15 protein-coding genes are annotated in these 19,345 nt (G+C 72.1%); all 15 read right to left on the bottom strand.

From position 1 onward, the window contains the following. Nucleotides 1-1,440 (bottom strand): UDP-glucose/GDP-mannose dehydrogenase family protein (locus ND747_RS14480; RefSeq protein WP_251734144.1); only part of this gene is annotated, 1,440 nt, incomplete at its 3' end. Next, nucleotides 1,440-2,483 carry a UDP-glucose 4-epimerase GalE gene (gene galE, locus ND747_RS14475; RefSeq protein ID WP_285900528.1) on the bottom strand — a complete coding sequence of 348 codons (1,044 nt, stop codon included), beginning with the start codon at nucleotides 2,481-2,483 and terminating at the stop codon, nucleotides 1,440-1,442. The genes ND747_RS14480 and galE, both read right to left, overlap by 1 nt. A 162-nt stretch (nucleotides 2,484-2,645) precedes the next feature. Beyond that, nucleotides 2,646-3,599 (bottom strand): UDP-glucuronic acid decarboxylase family protein, encoded by a 954-nt coding sequence (locus ND747_RS14470; RefSeq protein WP_251734142.1) that lies wholly within the window; start codon nucleotides 3,597-3,599, stop codon nucleotides 2,646-2,648. A gap of 458 nt (nucleotides 3,600-4,057) precedes the next feature. Beyond that, nucleotides 4,058-6,298 (bottom strand): hypothetical protein, encoded by a 2,241-nt coding sequence (locus ND747_RS14465; RefSeq protein ID WP_251734141.1) that lies wholly within the window; start codon nucleotides 6,296-6,298, stop codon nucleotides 4,058-4,060. A gap of 5 nt (nucleotides 6,299-6,303) precedes the next feature. Next, nucleotides 6,304-8,088 (bottom strand): Hsp70 family protein, encoded by a 1,785-nt coding sequence (locus ND747_RS14460; protein ID WP_251734140.1) that lies wholly within the window; start codon nucleotides 8,086-8,088, stop codon nucleotides 6,304-6,306. A gap of 126 nt (nucleotides 8,089-8,214) precedes the next feature. Next, nucleotides 8,215-8,967: a 4-hydroxy-tetrahydrodipicolinate reductase gene (gene dapB / locus ND747_RS14455; protein WP_251734139.1), complete on the bottom strand. Its 753-nt coding sequence runs from the start codon at nucleotides 8,965-8,967 to the stop codon at nucleotides 8,215-8,217. A 95-nt stretch (nucleotides 8,968-9,062) separates the two neighbouring features. Continuing rightward, nucleotides 9,063-10,409, bottom strand: coding sequence for a pitrilysin family protein (locus ND747_RS14450; protein WP_251734138.1), 1,347 nt, complete (start codon nucleotides 10,407-10,409; stop codon nucleotides 9,063-9,065). Nucleotides 10,410-10,419: 10 nt separating this feature from the next. Then, nucleotides 10,420-12,606: a polyribonucleotide nucleotidyltransferase gene (locus tag ND747_RS14445; protein ID WP_251734137.1), complete on the bottom strand. Its 2,187-nt coding sequence runs from the start codon at nucleotides 12,604-12,606 to the stop codon at nucleotides 10,420-10,422. Nucleotides 12,607-12,895: 289 nt separating this feature from the next. Further along, on the bottom strand, nucleotides 12,896-13,165 hold the full coding sequence (gene rpsO / locus ND747_RS14440; RefSeq protein WP_009742365.1) for a 30S ribosomal protein S15: 270 nt from the start codon (nucleotides 13,163-13,165) through the stop codon (nucleotides 12,896-12,898). A gap of 171 nt (nucleotides 13,166-13,336) precedes the next feature. After that, on the bottom strand, nucleotides 13,337-14,266 hold the full coding sequence (locus ND747_RS14435) for a bifunctional riboflavin kinase/FAD synthetase (protein ID WP_251734136.1): 930 nt from the start codon (nucleotides 14,264-14,266) through the stop codon (nucleotides 13,337-13,339). Nucleotides 14,267-14,379: 113 nt separating this feature from the next. Beyond that, nucleotides 14,380-15,270, bottom strand: a complete 891-nt coding sequence (gene truB, locus ND747_RS14430) for a tRNA pseudouridine(55) synthase TruB (RefSeq protein WP_251734135.1) — start codon at nucleotides 15,268-15,270, stop codon at nucleotides 14,380-14,382. After that, a complete protein-coding gene (locus tag ND747_RS14425; RefSeq protein WP_251734134.1) occupies nucleotides 15,267-16,283 on the bottom strand; it encodes a bifunctional oligoribonuclease/PAP phosphatase NrnA in 1,017 nt (338 codons plus the stop codon). Before ND747_RS14425 ends, truB begins: the two co-directional genes overlap by 4 nt. Nucleotides 16,284-16,326: 43 nt before the next feature. Further along, nucleotides 16,327-16,875 (bottom strand): 30S ribosome-binding factor RbfA, encoded by a 549-nt coding sequence (gene rbfA, locus ND747_RS14420; RefSeq protein ID WP_251734145.1) that lies wholly within the window; start codon nucleotides 16,873-16,875, stop codon nucleotides 16,327-16,329. A gap of 99 nt (nucleotides 16,876-16,974) precedes the next feature. After that, nucleotides 16,975-17,307, bottom strand: a complete 333-nt coding sequence (locus ND747_RS14415) for a DUF503 domain-containing protein (RefSeq protein ID WP_251734133.1) — start codon at nucleotides 17,305-17,307, stop codon at nucleotides 16,975-16,977. A 75-nt stretch (nucleotides 17,308-17,382) separates the two neighbouring features. Further along, on the bottom strand, nucleotides 17,383-19,345 hold a 1,963-nt coding region (infB, locus tag ND747_RS14410), incomplete at its 5' end, for a translation initiation factor IF-2 (protein ID WP_251734132.1).

Raw genomic sequence — 19,345 nt, 5'->3', positions numbered from 1 at the left:
CGCGGACGCCGCCGCGGGCCACTGGGCCGGGACGCCGGTGGGGATGACGCCGGTCGGGCGGCCGGGAGCCAGATAGACCCAGCCGGCCTGGCGCCAGCGGTCGCCGTCGAGGGCGTGCCGGGCGTCGATGACCACCCGGCGGCGCACCAGCGGGCCGAGCCGCGCCGGGTCGAGCTCGGCGAACTGGCGCCACTCGGTGAGCAGCACGATCGCATCCGCCCCGGCGGCCACCTCGTCGTCGACCTGCTCACTGTAGGTCACCGTCGGCAGTGAACGCCGGGCGTTGTGCGTCGCGACCGGGTCGACGACCGTGACCTGTGCACCGGTCCGGGCCAGCAGATCGGCCACGGCCAGGGCGGGCGAGTCGCGCACGTCGTCGGAGTTCGGCTTGAAGGCGGCGCCGAGCACGAGCAGCCGACGGTGGGCGAGCGTGCCGTCGAGGGCGGCGGCGAGCAGTTCGACGACCCGGTCGCGGCGACGGTTGTTGATCTCGTCGATCTCGCGCAGAAACCGCAGCGCCTCGCCGACGCCGAGCTCGTCCGCACGGGCCTGGAAGGCCCGGATGTCCTTGGGCAGGCAGCCGCCGCCGAAACCCACGCCGGGACGCAGGAAGTTCCCGCCGATGCGCACGTCGTGGGACAGCGCCTCGGCCAGGGTGAGCACGTCGGCGTCGACGGCCTCGCACACCTCGGCCATCGCGTTGATGAAGGAGATCTTCGTCGCGAGGAACGAGTTGGCCGCGGTCTTGACCAGTTCGGCGGTGGCGTAGTCGGTCACGATGACCGGGACGCCCTGGGCGATCACCGGCTCGTACGCCGCCCGCAGCGCACCCTCGGCAGCCGGCGAGGCCACGCCGAAGACCAGCCGGTCCGGGCGCAGCGTGTCGGCGACCGCGAAGCCCTCCCGCAGAAATTCCGGATTCCAGGCCAGTTGGACGCCGCCGAGTGCGGCGGCGTCGTGTGCGTGGTTGGCGGGCGCCAGCCGGGCCAGGGTGCGGGCGATCCCGGCGGCGGTGCCGGCGGGCACCGTGGACTTGCCGACGACCAGGCACGGACGGGTCAGCAGCGGCGCGAGTCGCTCGATCGCGGCACTCAGATGGCTCAGGTCCGCACCGTAGCCGCCGGCCTGCTGGGGGGTGCCGACGCAGACGAAGTGGACGTCGCCGAACTCGGCGATCTCCTCGAAGGAGGTGGTGAAGCGCAGCCGGCCGGTGGCCAGGTTCGCGCGCAGCAGGTCGGCGAGGTCGGGCTCGTAGAACGGGATCTCGCCCGCGGACAGTCGTTCGATCTTCGACTGGTCAACGTCCACCGCGAGTACCTCGAATCCCAGCTCGGCCATGCAGACCGCGTGGGTGGCACCGAGGTATCCGGTCCCGATGACGGTCAGGCGCGGTCGGGGCTTGGGATCCGCCGCCTGGTCATGGTTGTCCGGCGTGGTCATCAGGCTCCCTCGTCGTCATATCCGGTCGGGTTGAGGCGCTGGAACTCCCAGGCGTCCCGGCACATCTGTGCGATGTCGTACCGCGCGGTCCACCCGAGCGCCTCGCGGGCGAGGGTCGCGTCGGCCACCAGGACGGCGACGTCGCCGGCACGGCGCGGCATGATCCGCCGGGGCAGCTCCCGCCCGCAGGCCGCGGAGAAGGCCGCGAGCAGCTCGAGCACGGACGTTCCCTGCCCGGTGCCCAGGTTGATGACCCGGTGCCCAGGGAGGTCGCGGAGGTGGTCGAGCGCCTGGCGGTGGCCCTGCGCGAGGTCGACCACATGGATGTAGTCGCGTACGCCGGTACCGTCCGGGGTCGGGTAGTCGTCGCCGAAGACGGACAGCTCTGCCCGCCGTCCCACCGCCACCTGGGCGATGTAGGGCATCACGTTGTTCGGCACACCGCGCGGATCCTCACCGAGCAGACCGGAGGGATGCGCGCCGACCGGGTTGAAGTAGCGCAGCGAGGTGATGTGCCACCGCGGGTCGGCCACACACACGTCGGCGAGGATCTGCTCGCACATCCACTTCGTGCGGGCGTACGGATTTGTCGGGCGGGCCGGGGTGTCCTCGGTGATCGGCACCCGGTCGACCGTGCCGTGAATGGCGCACGATGAGGAGAAGACCAGGTCACGCACGCCGTGCTCGCCCATCACATGGACGAGCCCGAGGGTCGCGCCCACGTTGGAGTCGTAGTAGTCCAGTGGTATCCCGACCGACTCGCCCACCGCCTTACGGGCGGCGAAGTGCACGACCGCGTCGATCGGCCGGCGGCGGAACACCTCGTCGAGGGCGTCCCGGTCCCGCACGTCGAGGCGGACGAACTCGATCTCGCGATCGGCGATCTTGGCGATGCGCTCGAGCACCCGCGGCGAGGAGTTGAGGAAGTTGTCCACACCGACCACGTGATGTCCCGCGGCGAGCAGGTCCACGCAGGTGTGCGAGCCGATGAATCCCGTTGCCCCGGTGACCAGGACGGTTCTGGCGGTCTGCGGCGACGTCATCGTCGCCCCCCCTTCCTCCACGCCGCTGGCACCTTCGGCGCCGGCATCCTCAGCGCCGGCGTCCGGCCAGGCGGAACCGGGACAACATAACTCCCTGGTCTCGGGACGGCCCATCGGTGAATCACACCGGTGTGAGCCGCCGGGCGGGTGCTCACCTGCCGGTCAGCCGACGGCCTGGCGGCGCTCGGCGAGCTGACCGGCGAACCACGAGATCGTGCGGGTCAGACCCTCGTGCAGGGCGACCTTCGGCTCCCAGCCGAGCAGGGTGCGGGCCTGGGTGATGTCGGGCTGACGCACGGACGGGTCGTCGGTCGGCCGGGGGACGAACGTGATCGGCGCGGACGAACCACACAGCTCACGCACGAGCCGCGCGGTCTCGAGGATCGACATCTCGTGGGGATTGCCGATGTTCACCGGACCAGCCAGGTCGGAGTGCAACAGGCGGACGATGCCGTCGATGAGGTCGTCGACGTAGCAGATCGAACGGGTCTGCGATCCGTCGCCGGAAACCGTGATCGGCTCGTCCCGCAACGCCTGCGATACAAAGGCGGGGATGGCCCGGCCGTCGTCCACCCGCATCCGCGGGCCGTAGGTGTTGAAGATCCGCACGATCGCCGTGTCCACCCCGTGCTTGCGGTGGTAGGCCATCGTGACCGCCTCGGCAAAGCGCTTGGCCTCGTCGTAGACACTGCGCGGGCCGACGGGGTTCACGTTCCCCCAGTAGGTCTCCGGCTGCGGGTTGACCAGTGGGTCGCCATAGGACTCCGAGGTGGACGCGAGCAGGAAACGCGCGTTCTTCTCCCGGGCCAGACCGAGCGCGTGGAAGGTACCGAGCGACCCCACCTTGAGCGTCTCGATCGGCAGCTCGTAGTAATCCACCGGAGAGGCCGGCGATGCGAAGTGCAGGACCACATCCACCGGACCGGAAACGTGGATGAAATCCGTGACGTCTCGGTTGACAAGTCGGAAACGTCGATCGGCCAGTAGATGATCGACATTCTCCGGCCGACCTGTGACGAAGTTATCGAAGCAGACAACCTCATACCCGTCGCCGAGGAGCCGCTCGCAGAGGTGACTACCAAGGAAGCCGGCGCCGCCGGTCACTATCGCACGCACGTGAAGTGCTCCCGGAGCTGAATCATTAAGGACGCTTTAAGGTTCACTCCGACGGTCGGCCCACCTGGCCCGCCCGGACAACGGCGGCGGCGGCGGCCCAGCCCGATCCGCTCTCTCCGCCCCTGGGCACCGGCCGGGAAGCTGACCGGGAAAAGGAACACCGGATCAGCCACAATCGCCGGGAAGGGCTCGCTGGCGCAGTGATCGGATGTGCACCATCCGTCCGGCCTCCGCCACCCGGGGAATGACCTTCCGACCTCGCCGCACGGTCACCCCCAAGGTTCTGACCAGAGTCGGCCCGACCGACCTCTTTGGGCATGGTACACAGCTGGTGAGCGACTTCGGCAGACCCCTCCCCTTACGTTAGCGCGGCGGCGAGAAATCCCATCCGCACCGAGTGGGACACCGGCCCGGGATGATCGATCCGGAAACTCCGACGACAGCGGCAATCGTTGAGATCATGGGTGTCGTGGATTCTGTGACCGATCCGGCCCGAGTCGCAGCCGGGCCACCGCGGCGGGCTCGATCACCAACCGTCCGTCGCGGCGGGTTCCACGGAACACCGCGATGTGCAGTGGCCGCTCGGCCGGCAGCACCACCCCACCGTCACGGTCGTACCGACCGATGGTCACTCTGCGGGTGAACGCCCGCGCATCGGTCGCCGACCGTGGCTGATCGTCACCTCGGGCGGCCACCACCATCTCGGTGCACTCCACCGGCCAGGTCCAGCGCAGCCGACCGTTCTCCCAGCGCAACCCGATCCGCGCCGCCGACATGTCGGGCGCCCCGCCGTCGCCGGGAGTACCCCCAGCCACAGGGGCGCTCCCGGTCGCGGGGGAACTCCCGCACTCGGGGGTACCCGCGGTCTCGGGAGCGTCGCTGCGAGCGGGCGGCGACCAGGAAGGACCGAGGCCCGCGCTGACCGCGTAGGTGACACCGCCGGCGGACGCGCCGCCGTCGGCCAGTTCCGTCGCCGATGTCACGCCCACCACGCGGGTGGTGCCGTCCGCGGCGATCCGGCTGACCCGGTAGCGGACCTCGCCAGGTGTGACCGATGCCTGCCAGCGGACCACGATCGACCCGGCCTCCCGGCTCGCCCGCACAGCTGTCGGCGCAGCCACCGGCGACGGCGACCCGGTCCCGCGCAGCGCGAGAGCCTCGTCATGATCGGCGACCAGAGCGAGGGCCTCCGCCACCAGACGCGCCCGCTGCCCGCCCGGGCCCGCGCTCGCTTGGCCCGCCTCCTCCGCGGCCCGCGCCCGGGCGACGAGAGCGTCGGCGACGGCGCAGCGGGCCTCGGCCAGGGAAAGCAGCTCGCCGGGTAGCTGGCCACCCGGGCCCGGGACGTCCGCGGCGGTGGCGACCAGGTGGCGGACCGGGACGAGCACGGCGCGGTACCGGGCCGCGGCGACCAGGCTGGCGAGCGTCGCCCAGCCGGCGGCGGCGACCCGGATCGCCGCCGCCACCTCGTCGTCCACGGCGCGGATCGGCGGTAGCGTCTCGCCAGCGAGTTCGCGGGCGGTGGCGACATGGTCGCCGGCCTCCACCGGGCGCCCGGCCCGCAGTGCCGCCCGCGCCCGTGAGACCGAGCCGCGCCAGTCACCACCGTCGGGTGCCGACGGGCCCCCTGACCCGGCCCCCAGCCGGGTCCTGTCCCGTGCCGGGCCCGGCTGGGGGGCGTCGGATGCGGGCAGCGGTGCAGCCGTGACGCCGTGCTCCTGCGCGAGGGCCTCCACGACGGCCTGAGCCCGGTGCAGGTCGAGGCCGTCGGCGCGGGCCTCGGCGACGAGCCGGGCCGCCTCGGTGGGCAGCAGAGTGTCCTCGACGAGCACCGCGGCAGCCACCTGCGGGCGCAGTCGGGCGGCGCTCGCCGCGGCCAGCGCGTCCAGGTAGGACCGCGGGTCGCCGTCGACGAGCAGGGTGCCGACCGCGGCGAGCAGGTCGTCGAGCAGGGCGCGGCGGCGGTCGGGGCGGCGGGCCCGGTTGCGGGTCAGGGCCGTGTCGCGGGCGGCGCGGATCTGCTCGCGCGACGCGTCCGGCGGCAGACCGAGCAGGTCGAACAGGCTGCGCGGCGGCGCGGTCGCAGCGATCCGGCCGAGTTCGTCCAGGTCGGAGCGGATCTGGCGCAGCACCGCCGGTGAGATCGGCGCGCCCCTGGCCGCTCCGGCGGCGGGCGCCGTGGCGTCGGCGGGCAGGATGCGATGACGACGGATCCGCGTGTCGAACTCGGCGCCGGCGATGTCCTGGGTCGCGGCCCACGCCCGCAGGCCTTCGATCCGGTCCGCGGGCAGGCCACCGAAGCGGGCGACGAGACGGCGCGCGGCGGCGTCGAGGGCGGCGAACCGGGTGTCGTCGCGTTCGGCGCGGGCCACGGCGACCCGGTCGCGCAGGGCGAGGCGGGCGGGATGGTCGGCGAGGGCGGCGGTGAGCTCGGCATGCCGGTCGAGCAGGCCGATGATCACGCCACGGTAGCGGGGATGATCACGATTGCGCTGCCAGAACGCCCAGACCTCGTCGATGCGGGCCCGGACCTGGGCGTCGGTCAGCACGGCGACGGCGTCGAGCGGGATGTCGTAGATCTCGAACGGGTCGCTGTGCTCGGCGCCGCCGCGGCGGTGCACCGCCGCCAGCACCCGACGGCGGTAGTCGTCCGGGACGAAGGCGGGCAGCCCGGATACGGGCGGGTCGGTGGCGGGCATCGCGGTCAGATCCAGGATTCCGGTGCGCCGGGAGCATCGGGACGGCCGGGGTCGGCTGCCCGTTCCCGGCGGGCCCGGGCGACCTGACGGCGTTCCCGGGCGACGTCGGCCTGGCTCAGGGCGGCCGAGGTCTCGACCCGGACGGTGAGCGGTCGCTTCGCCAGGCCCTCGTGGGTCGCGGTGACCTCGAGGATGCCGTCGAAGCCCATCCCGAACCGGATGTGGATCTGCGAGCCCGCCGGGAAACCGGGCGGGATACCGGTGATCTCCGCCTCGGCGATCACCTTGTTGTCCTCGACCCGGGGCGACTCGACGCCGCCGGCCTGCTCGACGACGTACACGGTGACCGCGTCCTGGTCGTCGCGGACCGTCCCGAACGACCGCCCGACGGCGATGGGCAGCCGGTCGTTGCGGTGCACCAGGAACACCGCGTTCTGGTCGCCGAACCGGTTGAGCGCGAGCACCCCGAAGCCGCGGGACACCACGTTGACGACCTGGACCTCGACCGTGCGACGCACCCGGGCGGCGGGCAGGTCCAGCGCCTCGGCGAGACGGCGGCAGGCCGCGTCGAGCGCCTCCGGGGCGGCCGCGTCGACCCCGGCGCCGTCGACGAGCTGACCGCGGGTGACCAGATCCGCAAGGACGAGCCGCTCCAGCGCCTTCTTCTCGCCGTAGATCGCCGCGCCCCGGGCGACGGCCAGATCAGGATCGGTGAGCTGCACCGGAACGTCGAACTCGGCGGCGAGCCGACGGGCCACCGCCGGCATCCGCGAGGCGCCGCCGACCAGCAGGATCTGGTCGATGCCACGCACCCCGCGGGCCAGCGCCGCCTGCTGGGCGGCCCGGGTCAGGGCGATCGTGCGGTCGAGCAGGCCGGCAGTGAGCTCCTCGAGCGCGGCCCGGGTCAGCCGCACCTCGGTGCGCCGCCCGTCGTGCTCGACGACGACGGACGTCTCCTCGACGTCGGTGAGCTCGCGGCGGGCCTGCTCGGCGGCGAGCAGCAGGGCCTGGGCGGCCGCGGAGGAGTCCAGCGGGTCCGGCGCACCGGGATGTTCGGCGAGGAACCGGTCACCGAGCAACAGGACGATCTTCTCGTCCCAGTCGGCCCCGCCGAGCTGGTGGTCCCCGTCGATGGCGACGACCGACACCCGCCGGTCGGCCAGTTCCACGACGGTCACGTCGAACGTGCCGCCGCCCAGGTCGTAGACGAGCGCGACCTCCTCGGCCACCGTGCCCGGACCGCCGAGGGTCCGCCGGGCGCCGATCTCGAAGCGGGCGAACCCGTAGGACAACGCGGCGGCCGTCGGCTCGTTGATGACGTCGATGACGGACAGCCCGGCGTACTCGCCGGCGAGCACGGTGGCGCGGCGTTCCTCGTCACCGAAGTAGGCGGGAACGGTGATGACGACGTCGTGGACGGGTTCGCCGGTGGCCAGTGCCGCATCGGAGACCAGCGCCTTGAGGATCAGCCCGCTGACCGCCGGGGCCGACCAGGCCGTGCCCTGGGTGACGAACCGCCAGTCGCCGTCGCCCATCCTCCGTTTGACCAGGGAACAGACGTCGTCCGGACGGGCACGGGCGAGTTCGCGGGCCGGCTGGCCGGTGATGAAGTCGTCGGCACCGACGAACAGCACCACGCTCGGCAGGGTCTGCGCGTCGCCGGCAAGCCCGACGATCCTGGGCTCGCCGGTCGCGTCGACCCGGGCCACGCAGCTGAACGTCGTCCCAAGATCGATACCGTAGACGCTGTGGGTGTGCGCCGCCGAGCGGCGGTCAACGTGTCCGACCACACCCGGGAACCTATCTTTCGCCGCTCCCGAACCGGTCACAGTGGCACAGGTCGCCCTGACCGGGTGCCGACACCGCGGTCCGGCACCATCGGGCCGCCACCGTGGCCGTCGACGCCATGGTGGCGTTCAGCCGAGGTCGAGCAGATGCTCCAGGCCGACGGTCAGGCCGGGGTGGTCGGCAATCTGGCGCACCGCCAGCAGGACGCCCGGCATGAACGAGGTCCGGTCGTAGGAGTCGTGGCGCAGCGTGAGCGTCTCCCCGGCGCCACCGAGCAGAACCTCCTGGTGGGCGACCAGTCCGGCCAGGCGCACCGCATGCACCGGCACGTCCTGCACCCGGGCACCGCGGGCACCGTCGAGGGCCGAGGTGGTGGCATCCGGGCCGGCCGGGGCCAGCCCGGCGGCGCGGCGGGCCGCCGCGACCAGCTCCGCGGTGCGTCGCGCCGTCCCGCTCGGCGCGTCGACCTTGTTCGGATGGTGCAGTTCGACGATTTCCACCGAGTCGAAGAACCGGGCCGCCCGCGCCGCGAACGTCATCATGAGCACCGCGGCGACGCCGAAGTTCGGTGCCACCAGCACACCGACCTTGGGGGCCCGGGCGAGCCAGCCGCGCACCGTGTCGAGGCGGGCATCATCGAAGCCGGTCGTACCGACGACGACGTGCCGGCCGGCCTCGATGCACCAGCGGAGGTTGTCGAGCACCGCGTCCGGCGTGGTGAAGTCGACGATCACGTCGGCCGCACGCAGCGGCTCCCGGTCCTCGCCGGCGTCGACGGTCGCGACCAGATCCAGGTCCGGCGCCGCCTCGACGGCCGCGCACACCGTGGCCCCCATCCGGCCCCGAGCGCCGAGCACCCCGACCGCCAGTCGCTCGCTCATCCGGTTCCTCTCCCGTACTCCGCGGCCTGCTCGCCCCAGCCGTCCTGCGCCCGCGGGTCACCCGGGGGTCTCGGCCCCGGGTGACCCGACCGTCCTCAGAGCGCGACGGCGGCGCTGAAATCGTGATCGTCGAACGGCCCGATGACACCCAGGGCCCAGGGCTGGGCCACCAGGGTCGCGGCGATCTCGCGCACGTCGTCGAGCGTGACCGCGTCCACCCGGGCGATGATCTCGGCGACGGAGAGCAGCTCGCCGTGGGCGAGCTCGCTCTTGCCGAGCCGACTCATCCGCGAGCCGGTGTCCTCCAGGCCCAGCACCAGCGAACCGTGGCTCTGCCCCCGGGCCCGGTCGAGCTCCTCGGCGCTGATCCCGCGTTCGGCGATCGCCCGTACCTCGTCCCGGGCGAGGGCAAGGACCTCGTCGGCGCGCCGCGGGGCGCAGCCGGCGTAGACGCCGAACAGGCCGGCGTCGGCGAAATGGGACGCGAACGAGTACACCGAGTAGGCCAGCCCCCGCTTTTCCCGGACCTCCTGGAACAGCCGCGAGCTCATCCCGCCGCCGAGCGCGGTGGACAGCACTCCGAGGGCGAACCGGCGTGGGTCGTGCCGGGACAGCCCGACCGTGCCGAGCACCAGGTTGGCCTGCTCGGTCGGCCGCTCGGAGACCACGATTCCGGGCGCCGGCGGGTAGGCGTAGTGCCCGGCCCGCACCGGCTGTGGCGATGCGGGTGCACCCGGGCGACGGTCGAACGCGTCGGCCACCAGTGCCAGGGCGCGCTCGTGCTCCAGATTGCCGGCCACCGACACGACCAGCGCCGGCGAGACGTACCGATCGTGGTAGTAGTTGGCGATCGTCTCCCGGCCGAGTCCCTCGATCGACTCGATCGTGCCGAGCACCGGACGACCGAGCGCGGAGGCACCGAGCATGGCCTCGGCGAACACGTCGTGGACGACGTCCCCCGGGTCGTCCTCGTGCATGGCGATCTCCTCGAGGATCACGCCCCGTTCGGCCTCGACGTCGTCGGCGGTCACCAGGGAGTTCGTGACCATGTCGGCGACGACGTCGACGGCCATCGGCAGATCGGAGTCGAGCACCCGCGCGTAGTAGCAGGTGTACTCCTTGCCGGTGAAGGCGTTCAGATCGCCGCCGACGGCCTCCACCGACGCGCTGATGGTCAGCGCGTCGCGCCTCGTCGTCCCCTTGAACAGCAGGTGCTCAAGGTAGTGCGAGCAACCGGCGGTCACCGGCGTCTCGTCGCGCGAGCCGACGCCCACCCAGACGCCGATCGCGGCTGAGCGGACCCCGGGCACCTGCTCGGTGATGACCCGCAGGCCGCCTGGCAGCACCGTGCGTCGCACGGTGCCGTCCAGCAACGACTCGCTGGTGAACCCGCCGATGGGCAGGCGGGACGGGGCCAGATCCGGCGTGGGCGTGTCGCTCATGGCGCGGCCGTCAGGAGGTCGACGCCGCGTCCGCGGCCTCGGCGATCGGCGAGAGCGAGATCTTGCCCCGGTTGTCGATCTCGGTGATCTCCACCTGGAGCTTCTGCCCGACGGTGAGCACGTCCTCGACCTTCTCCACGCGCTTGCCGCCCGAGAGCGTCTTGAGCTTGGACACGTGCAGCAGCCCGTCCCGGCCCGGGGTGAGCGACACGAAGGCCCCGAAGTTCGTGATCTTGACGATCGTGCCGAGGTAACGCTCACCGACCTCGGGCATCTGCGGGTTGGCGATCGCGTTGATCGCCGAACGGGCGGACTCGGCGGACGGGCCGTCGACGGCGCCGATGTAGATCGTGCCGTCGTCCTCGACGGTGATCTCGGCGCCGCTGTCCGCCTGGATCTGGTTGATCATCTTGCCCTTGGGCCCGATCACCTCGCCGATCTTGTCGACCGGGATCTTGACCGAGATGACCCGTGGGGCGTGCGCGGACATCTCGTCCGGGCTGCCGATCGCCTCGGCCATGACGTCCAGGATCGTCAGGCGCGCGCCGCGGGCCTGCTGCAGGGCGGCGGCCAGCACCGAGGCGGGGATGCCGTCGAGCTTGGTGTCCAGCTGCAGGGCGGTGACGAACTCGCGAGTGCCGGCGACCTTGAAGTCCATGTCGCCGTAGGCGTCCTCGGCCCCGAGGATGTCGGTCAGCGTGACGTAGGAGCCGTCGGCGTAGATGAGGCCCATCGCAATGCCGGCCACCGGCGCCTTGAGCGGCACACCGGCGTTGAGCAGCGACAGCGTGCTCGCGCAGACCGAGCCCATCGACGTGGAGCCGTTGGAGCCCAGCGCCTCGGAAACCTGGCGGATCGCGTAGGGGAACTCCTCGCGACTGGGCAGCACCGGCAGCAGCGCCCGCTCGGCGAGCGCGCCGTGGCCGATCTCGCGACGCTTGGGCGAACCGACCCGGCCGGTCTCACCGGTGGAGTACGGCGGGAAGTTGTAGTTGTGCATGTACCGCTTGGTGCGGTCGGGGTTGAGCGTGTCGACCGTCTGCTCCATGCGCAGCATCGCCAGCGTCGTGACGCCGAGGATCTGCGTCTCGCCGCGCTCGAACAGCGCCGAGCCGTGCACCCGCGGGATGTAGTCGACCTCGGCCGACAGCGCCCGGATCTCGGTCGTCGACCGGCCGTCGATGCGCACACCCTCGGTGGCGATCCGGGAGCGCACCAGCTTCTTGGTCAGCGCCCGATAGGCGGGGCCGATCTCCTTCTCGCGTCCCTCGAACTGGGCGGCGACCTTCTCCGCGGCCAACCCCCGGACCCGGTCGAGCTCGGCCTCCCGCTCGGCCTTGCCGGCGATGCGCAGCGCGGCACCCAGCTCGTCGCCCACCGCGGCGGACAGCGCGTCGAGCACGTCGTCGTGGTGGTCGACGAACACCGGGAACTCGCGGGCCGGCCGGCCGGCGGCCGCGGCCAGTTCGCTCTGCGCCCGGCACAGCTCACGGATGGCGGGCTTGGCGGCTTCCAGACCCGCGGCGACGACGTCCTCGGTCGGCGCGGGGGCACCCCCGGCGATCAGCTCCACCGTGCCCGGCGTGGCCTCCGCCTCCACCATCATGATCGCCACGTCCGTGCCGCCCTCGACGACCCGGCCGGCGACGACCATGTCGAAGGTGGCCCGGGACAGTTCCGTATGGGTCGGGAAGGCGATCCACTCGCCGTCGACATAGCCGACCCGGGTGGCACCGATCGGGCCGGAGAACGGCAGGCCGGACAGCGTCGTCGAGGCGCTCGCCGCGTTGATCGCGACCACGTCGTAGAGCGTGTCGGGGTCCAGGGCGAGCACGGTGGCCACGACCTGGATCTCGTTGCGCAGCCCCTTGGCGAACGACGGGCGCAGCGGCCGGTCGATCAGCCGACAGGTGAGGATCGCGTCCTCGCTGGGCCGGCCCTCGCGGCGGAAGAACGAGCCGGGGATCCGCCCGGCGGCGTACATCCGCTCCTCGACGTCCACCGTCAGCGGGAAGAAGTCGAGCTGTTCCTTCGGCTGCTTGCTGACCGTCGTGGCGGACAGCACCATGGTGTCGCCCAGGAAGGCGACGGCGGAACCGGCGGCCTGCTTCGCCAGCCGGCCGGTCTCAAAACGCACCGTGCGGGTGCCGGCCGGGGTCGCGATGACCGCCTCGGCCACATGTGTCGAGTCGTCCACTCGAACTGCTCCATCCTCGTCGTCGGCCGGGTCCACGCAGCCGATCGTGTGTTCCGGCCGGATCCGCGTTTCGAGGATGCCGGTGCTCAGTCGAGGCCCCCGGGAGCACGGGCAACAGGCCCGCACCCGGCGACCACGACCGAGGACCGGCGGATCTCGCCGCCACGGACCCGGTCGGGTCCTCCTGCCGCCGACGGGGCGTCCCCGCCGACGTGTGCCGCACCGGGTACCTACCCCCCGATGCGGCGGAGGGAGCGTCCCGCGCGGGGCCGCTCCCTCCGGTCGCTACCTATCGACGTAGCCCGAGGCGCTCGATGAGCGCCCGGTAACGGTTGATATCCGTCTTTGACAGGTAGTTCAGCAGCCGGCGCCGACGCCCGACCAGCAGGAGCAGGCCGCGGCGGCTGTGGTGATCGTGCTTGTGCACCTTGAGGTGCTCGGTCAGGTCGCTGATGCGCCTGGTCAGCATCGCGACCTGAACCTCCGGCGAGCCGGTGTCCCGCTCGACGGTGGCATAGTCGGACATGATCTTCTGTTTGACGTCGCTCGCGAGCGGCACGCTCCACCTTCTCCTCTGCTTCGGGACGGCGCGCGTCCGGGGTCTTCCTCACCCGGATCGACAGCCGGTCCGCGGCCTCATCGCCGCTCGATCCGGACACGCCGCTCCCGCCTGACCCCGAAGCCTATCAACCAGCCGGCGAACCCCCGGCCAGCGGGCGCCGCCGAGGGGTCAGACCGGCAGGGTGACCGCCCGGGTCGTCTCGACATCGGCGGCCATCTGGGTGACCAGCTCGTCCACCGAGTCGAAGCGCAGCGTGGGGCGCAGGCGACGGGTGAACTCGTACGCCAGGTACTCATCGTAGAGATCGCCGTCGAAGTCGAGCAGGAACGCCTCCACCCGACGCTCCCGCCCGGCGAAGGTCGGATTGGTCCCGATGGAGATCGCGGCCGGCTGGCGGCGGTCCCCCCAGCAGGCGAACCCGGCGTACACCCCGTCCGCCGGGACCGCGGCCCAGGGCGTCGCCTCGATGTTCGCGGTCGGATACCCGATCGTTCGGCCGCGGGCGTCACCGTGCACGACCACGCCCTCGACCCGGTGCGGGCGACCGAGTGCCGACGCCGCCGACTCGACGTCCCCGGCGGCGACCCGGCGGCGGATCTCCGTCGAGGACACCACCTGCTCCCCCGCCCGGACCAGGGGCACCCCGTACACCTCGAACCCGGCGGTCGCGCCCTCGGCGGTGAGGGTGGCCAGCCGTCCGGCCGCCCGGTGACCGTAGCTGAAGTTCTCCCCGACCACGACGGCGCTGGCCCGCAGCCGACGCAGCAGAATCTCGTGGACGAAGTCGGTCGCTGACACCTGGCTGAACTCGGCCGTGAACGGCTGCACGCACAGGGCGTCGACACCGATCTCGGCGAGCAGCTCCGTCTTGTGCCGCAGGGTGGTCAGCAGGGCCGGATGACTGCCGGGCCGCAGCACCTCGCCGGGATGCGGGTCGAAGGTCAGTGCGAGCGCCCGCTGGCCGCGGTCATGCGCCCGGGCCACCGCCTCGCCGACGATGCGACGGTGGCCCAGATGCACCCCGTCGAAGAAACCGATCGTGACCACCCCGCCGCTCCACTCGGCCGGCGTGTTCTCGGCGCCCCGCCACGTATGCACGCAGGGAAGCCTAGGACATTCCCGCGGTCCGCCGTCCGGCCGCCACCACCACCGGTGGTGGCGGTGCGTCCCGCGACGGGTCGGGATCATGGTGGCGGGACCAGATCACCAGGTCAGGCCGGGGCGAACACGACCAGCGAGCGAACGGCGCCGGCCGTCTCCTCGACCAGCGCCAGCACCGTCCCGTCCGGGTCGAACACCCCGTAGGTCCCGGGCTGTCCCAGCGGCGCGAGGCGCCGGCCATGCGTGACGTCGACCGCCTGCGGGCCGGCGACCTCACGGCGGGCGAAGCTGGCCGCCACGGCCACACCCAGCGGCGTGAGCGCCGCCGCACCCCGCTCGGTGAAGGTGTCCAGGCTCACGGCCTCGGCCAGCGAGAACGGGCCCACGACGGTGCGCCGCAGCGCCGTCAGATGCGCCCCACAGCCCAGTGCCGCGCCGAGATCGCGAGCCAGCGCCCGGACGTAGGTGCCACTCGAACAGCCCACCACCACGTCCAGATCGTCACCGCGACGGGCCAGCAGCTCGAAACGGTGCACGGTAACCCGTCGGGCCGCGAGTTCCACCTGCTCGCCGGCGCGCACCCGAGCGTAGGCCCGCACGCCACCGACCTTCACCGCGCTCACGCTCGAGGGCACCTGCTCGATCGGCCCGGTGAGCGTGGCCATCGCCGCGGCCAGGGCCGTCGGATCGACGTCGACGGGGCGGTCCACCAGCGGCTCGCCCTCAGCGTCATCGGTCGTCGTGGTGCGGCCGAGACGGATCGTCGCGGCGTAGGTCTTGTCGGTCAGCGCGAGATGGCCTAGCAGCCGGGTGGCCCGCCCCGCGCCGAGCAGCAGCACACCGGTGGCCATCGGGTCGAGGGTGCCGGCATGGCCGACCCGGCGCTGCCCCAGAATCCGCCGGGCGCGCGCCACCACATCGTGGGACGTGCAACCGGCCGGCTTGTCGACGACGACCAGGCCGTCCACCTGCGGACCGGATCCCCGCCCGCGGGGGCTCACCGAGCGCCCAGGGCCGTGGCCGGCGCCAGCGCCGCACGCACCCGGTCCATCAGTGACGCGAGATCGGCGGTGGTGCGAAAACCCGCGGCCAGCCGGTGCCCGCCACCGCCGAGTCCCACGCACACCGCGCCGACGTCCAGGCCGCCGCGGGAGCGCATCGACACGTTCCAGCCGGCGCCGTTCTGCCGGCAGATCAGGGCGACCTCGACGTCCGACACCGAACGCAGGATGTCGATGAACCCCTGGATCTCGTCCGGGGCGAGCCCGGCGGCCAGCAGGTCCCGCTGCTCACACCAGCTCCAGACCAGGTCGTGCGCTGGCTCGAGACGGGCCCGGCCCAACACCGAGCCGAGCAGCTGAACATAGCCGAACGGATGGTCCTCCCACAGGTCACGACTGATCAGGTCGTGGCGGATGCCGGTCTCCAGCAACCGAGCGGCCAGCCGGTGCTCGGCCGCCGTGGTCGCGGGGGAGCGGAACGACCCGGTGTCCGTCACCAGACCGGCGTAGAGGGCGGCGGCCATGTCGACGTCCAACGGCACGCCGAGCGCGTCGATGACGTCGACAACCAGCACGCTGGTCGCCGCGGCCGCGGTGTCGACGAGGTTGACCTCGCCGAAGCGGGTGTTGGACGGATGGTGGTCGATCACCGCGGTCCGGGTGCCGGCCGCGGTGGCGGGCCCGGCCAGGCGTCCCAGTCGCAGGAGGCCGTCGACATCCACCGGGACGACGAGGTACGGGGCGGCGACGATCTCGGCCGGATCGATCAGCAGGTCCTGGCCGGCGAGGAACCGCAGGGTGCGGGGCACCACGAACGGCACCGCATCGAACGACACCCGAACCCGGGCGCCGAGGCGACGCAGCGCCAGCCCGAGGGCGAGGGCCGAGCCGAGGCTGTCGGCGTCCGGAGCGACATGCCCCGCCAGCAGGATGTCCCCGCCGACGGCGATGGCGTCGCGTAGCAGCCCGACGAACGCCGCCCGGTCCGCCGCCCGATCGCCTCGATCGATCATCGCCCGTCTCCCTCGCCGTGTTCGCCGACCCGCCGGTCGTCCCCTAGCGGCCGGTCACATCGAGGTCGCTGACCCCGCCGGGCCCACCCACGCCCCTGAGATCACCGACATCGCCACGATCATCGGGGATCGCGTCGTCGTCGTCATCCTCGACCGACTCGTCCTCGTCGATGACCCGCGGTCGCCGGTAGGGGTCATCCTCGCCGGCCGGCCGAGCGTCCCGGCGGACCTCTGCGAGCCGGGCGTCGCGCGCCCGCGCCACGCTGATCAGATCCTCGAGATGGCGGGCGTCGTCGGGCAGCCGGTCGTGCACGAACGTCAGGGTCGGGGTGTTCTTCACCCCGGTGGCGCGACCCACCTGGCTGCGCAGCAGACCACGGGCCGATTCCAGCGCTTCGGCCGAGGCCTGCCGGTCCGTCTCGTCGCCGTAGACGGTGTAGAAGACCGTCGCGTCGACCAGATCCGGGCTCACCCGGACATCCGTCACCGTGACCATGCCCAGCCGGGGGTCCTTCACACCACGCTCCAGCATCGACGCGACCACCTCACGGATGCGCACCGCCAGCCGGCGCGCCCGGGCCGGATCCGCCACCATCCACCTCCTCGTTCACGTCCCCGCACCAATGTCTGGCTTCGCCGGCCATCGGCTTCGCGGGCCCTTGTCTCTGCCGGGTCGCTCGTGGACGCCGGGTCACTGTCGGACGGCCGCGTCCGGCAGGGCTCCGCCGTCCGCGTCGTCCTCGGTGAACACTCGTTCGCGGGCAGCGAGGATCTCGACCTCCGGGCGTTGCGCGACGAGCCCCTCGCAGGAACGCAGCACCTCGAGGCAGTGGCCGCGGTCGGCGGCCACGACCGCCATCCCGATCTCGGCCCGACGGTGCAGGTCGAGCTGGCCGGTCTCGGCGACGCTGACCGCGAAGCGGCGGCGCAGCTCGGCGACGATCGGCCGAACCACCGACCGTTTCTCTTTCAGGGAGTGCACGTCCCCGAGAAGAAGATCAAGACTCAGGGTTGCGATCCACATGACATCCCCACCTGCTGGGGCGCCACCACCCGCCGGGGCCGGCCGATCCGACCGGCCCCGGCGACGTGTGGTGCCTCAGGTGCGGGGAACCTCCCGCTGCTCGAAGGCCTCGATGATGTCGTCGACCTTGATGTCGTTGAACGACCCGAGTCCGATACCACACTCGTAGCCTTCGCGGACCTCGGTGGCGTCGTCCTTGAACCGCTTGAGCGACTCGACCGTGAGGTTGTCCGCCACGACCACGCCGTCCCGGATGAGCCGGGCCTTGACGTTGCGCCGGATGATCCCGGAGCGGACCAGCGAACCCGCGACGTTGCCGATGCGCGGCACGCGGAAGACCTCTCGCACCTCGGCGGTGCCGAGCTGGGCCTCCTCGTAGACCGGCTTGAGCATGCCCTTGAGCGCGTTCTCGATGTCCTCGATGGCCTGGTAGATCACCGAGTAGTAGCGGACCTCGACGCCCTCGCGGTCGGCCAGCTCCGTCGCCTTGCCCTGCGGCCGGACGTTGAAGCCGATGATCACCGCGTCGGAGGCCGAGGCCAGCATGACGTTCGTCTCGGTGATCGCACCGACGCCGCGGTCGATGATCCGCAGACCCACCTCGTCGCCCACGTCGATCTTGAGCAGGGCGTCCTCGAGGGCCTCGACCGAACCGGAGACATCGCCCTTGAGGATGAGGTTGAGCTGGGTCTTCTCGCCCTCCTTCATCCTCTCGAGGATGTTCTCCAGCGTCGGGCGGCCACGGCTGAGCGCGAGCTCGGCGTTGCGCTCGCGGGCCTGGCGACGTTCGGCGATCTGGCGGGCCACCCGGTCCTCGGGCACCACGAGGAAGTTGTCCCCGGCGTCGGGAACGCTCGTGAAGCCGAGTACCTGCACCGGACGGGCCGGGCCCGCCTCGGTCACCTGGTCGCCGTGCTCGTCGAGCATGGCGCGCACCCGGCCGAACGCCTCGCCGGCGACGACCGAGTCACCGACGCGCAGCGTGCCGCGCTGGACGAGCACCGTCGCCACCGGGCCACGACCGCGGTCCAGGCGACCTTCGATCGCGACGCCCTGGGCCTCACTGTCCGTCGGCGCCCGCAGGTCCAGCGAGGCGTCGGCGGTCAGCACGATGGCCTCGAGCAGACCGTCGATGTTGACCCGGTTACGGGCGGAGACGTCGACGAACATCGTGTCGCCGCCGTACTCCTCGGCGACCAGGCCGTACTCGGTGAGCTGGCCGCGGACCTTGGCCGGGTCCGCACCCTCTTTGTCGATCTTGTTGACGGCCACGACCACCGGCACGTTCGCCGCCTGGGCGTGGTTGAGCGCCTCGATCGTCTGCGGCTTCACACCGTCGTCGGCCGCGACGACCAGGACCACGATGTCGGTGACCTGGGCACCACGGGCACGCATGGCGGTGAAGGTCTCGTGGCCCGGGGTGTCGATGAAGGTGATCGGCCGCTCGGAGCCGTCGACCGTCGCCCGCACCTGGTAGGCGCCGATGTGCTGGGTGATGCCACCGGCCTCGCCCGCCACCACGTCGGTGAAGCGGATCGCGTCGAGCAGCTTCGTCTTACCGTGGTCGACGTGACCCATGACGGTCACGACCGGCGGACGGGTGACGAGCTCGACGTCGTCGCCGTACTCCCCACCGAAGGACAGGTCGAAGCTTTCCAGCAGCTCCTTGTCCTCGTCTTCGGGGCTGACGATCTGCACCTCGTAGCCGAGAGTTACGCCCAGCAGCTGCAGCGTCTCGTCGGTGCAGGACTGCGTCGCGGTCACCATCTCGCCGAGCTGGGTGAACACGACCTGGACCAGCGCACCGGGGTTCGCGTCGATCTTGTCCGCGAAGTCCGCCAGCGAGGCGCCGCGCGGAAGACGAATGGCCTGCCCGTTGCCACGGGGGACCATTGCGCCCATCCGCGGCGCCTCCAGGCCGCTCTCCCACTCCTGCCGCTTCGCGCGCTTGGACTTGCGCTGACGCCCGGGGCGACCACGGCCACCGGGGCCGAACGCGCCCGCCGTGGTGCCACCGCGGCCACGACCGCCCCCGAGG

Source organism: Frankia sp. R82 (assembly GCF_023716925.1).
Lineage (GTDB): Bacteria > Actinomycetota > Actinomycetes > Frankiales > Frankiaceae > Frankia.
Note: the sequence above shows the minus strand (reverse complement) of the source record. Positions and strands in the feature narration are given on the sequence as shown.

Coding starts and splice junctions, on each gene's coding strand:
- ND747_RS14465 (WP_251734141.1), bottom strand. CDS start 6,298: ATGCCCGCCACCGACCCGCCCGTATCCGGGCTGCCCGCCTTCGTCCCG.
- ND747_RS14415 (WP_251734133.1), bottom strand. CDS start 17,307: ATGTGGATCGCAACCCTGAGTCTTGATCTTCTTCTCGGGGACGTGCAC.
- ND747_RS14450 (WP_251734138.1), bottom strand. CDS start 10,409: ATGAGCGACACGCCCACGCCGGATCTGGCCCCGTCCCGCCTGCCCATC.
- galE (WP_285900528.1), bottom strand. CDS start 2,483: ATGACGTCGCCGCAGACCGCCAGAACCGTCCTGGTCACCGGGGCAACG.
- dapB (WP_251734139.1), bottom strand. CDS start 8,967: ATGAGCGAGCGACTGGCGGTCGGGGTGCTCGGCGCTCGGGGCCGGATG.
- ND747_RS14425 (WP_251734134.1), bottom strand. CDS start 16,283: ATGATCGATCGAGGCGATCGGGCGGCGGACCGGGCGGCGTTCGTCGGG.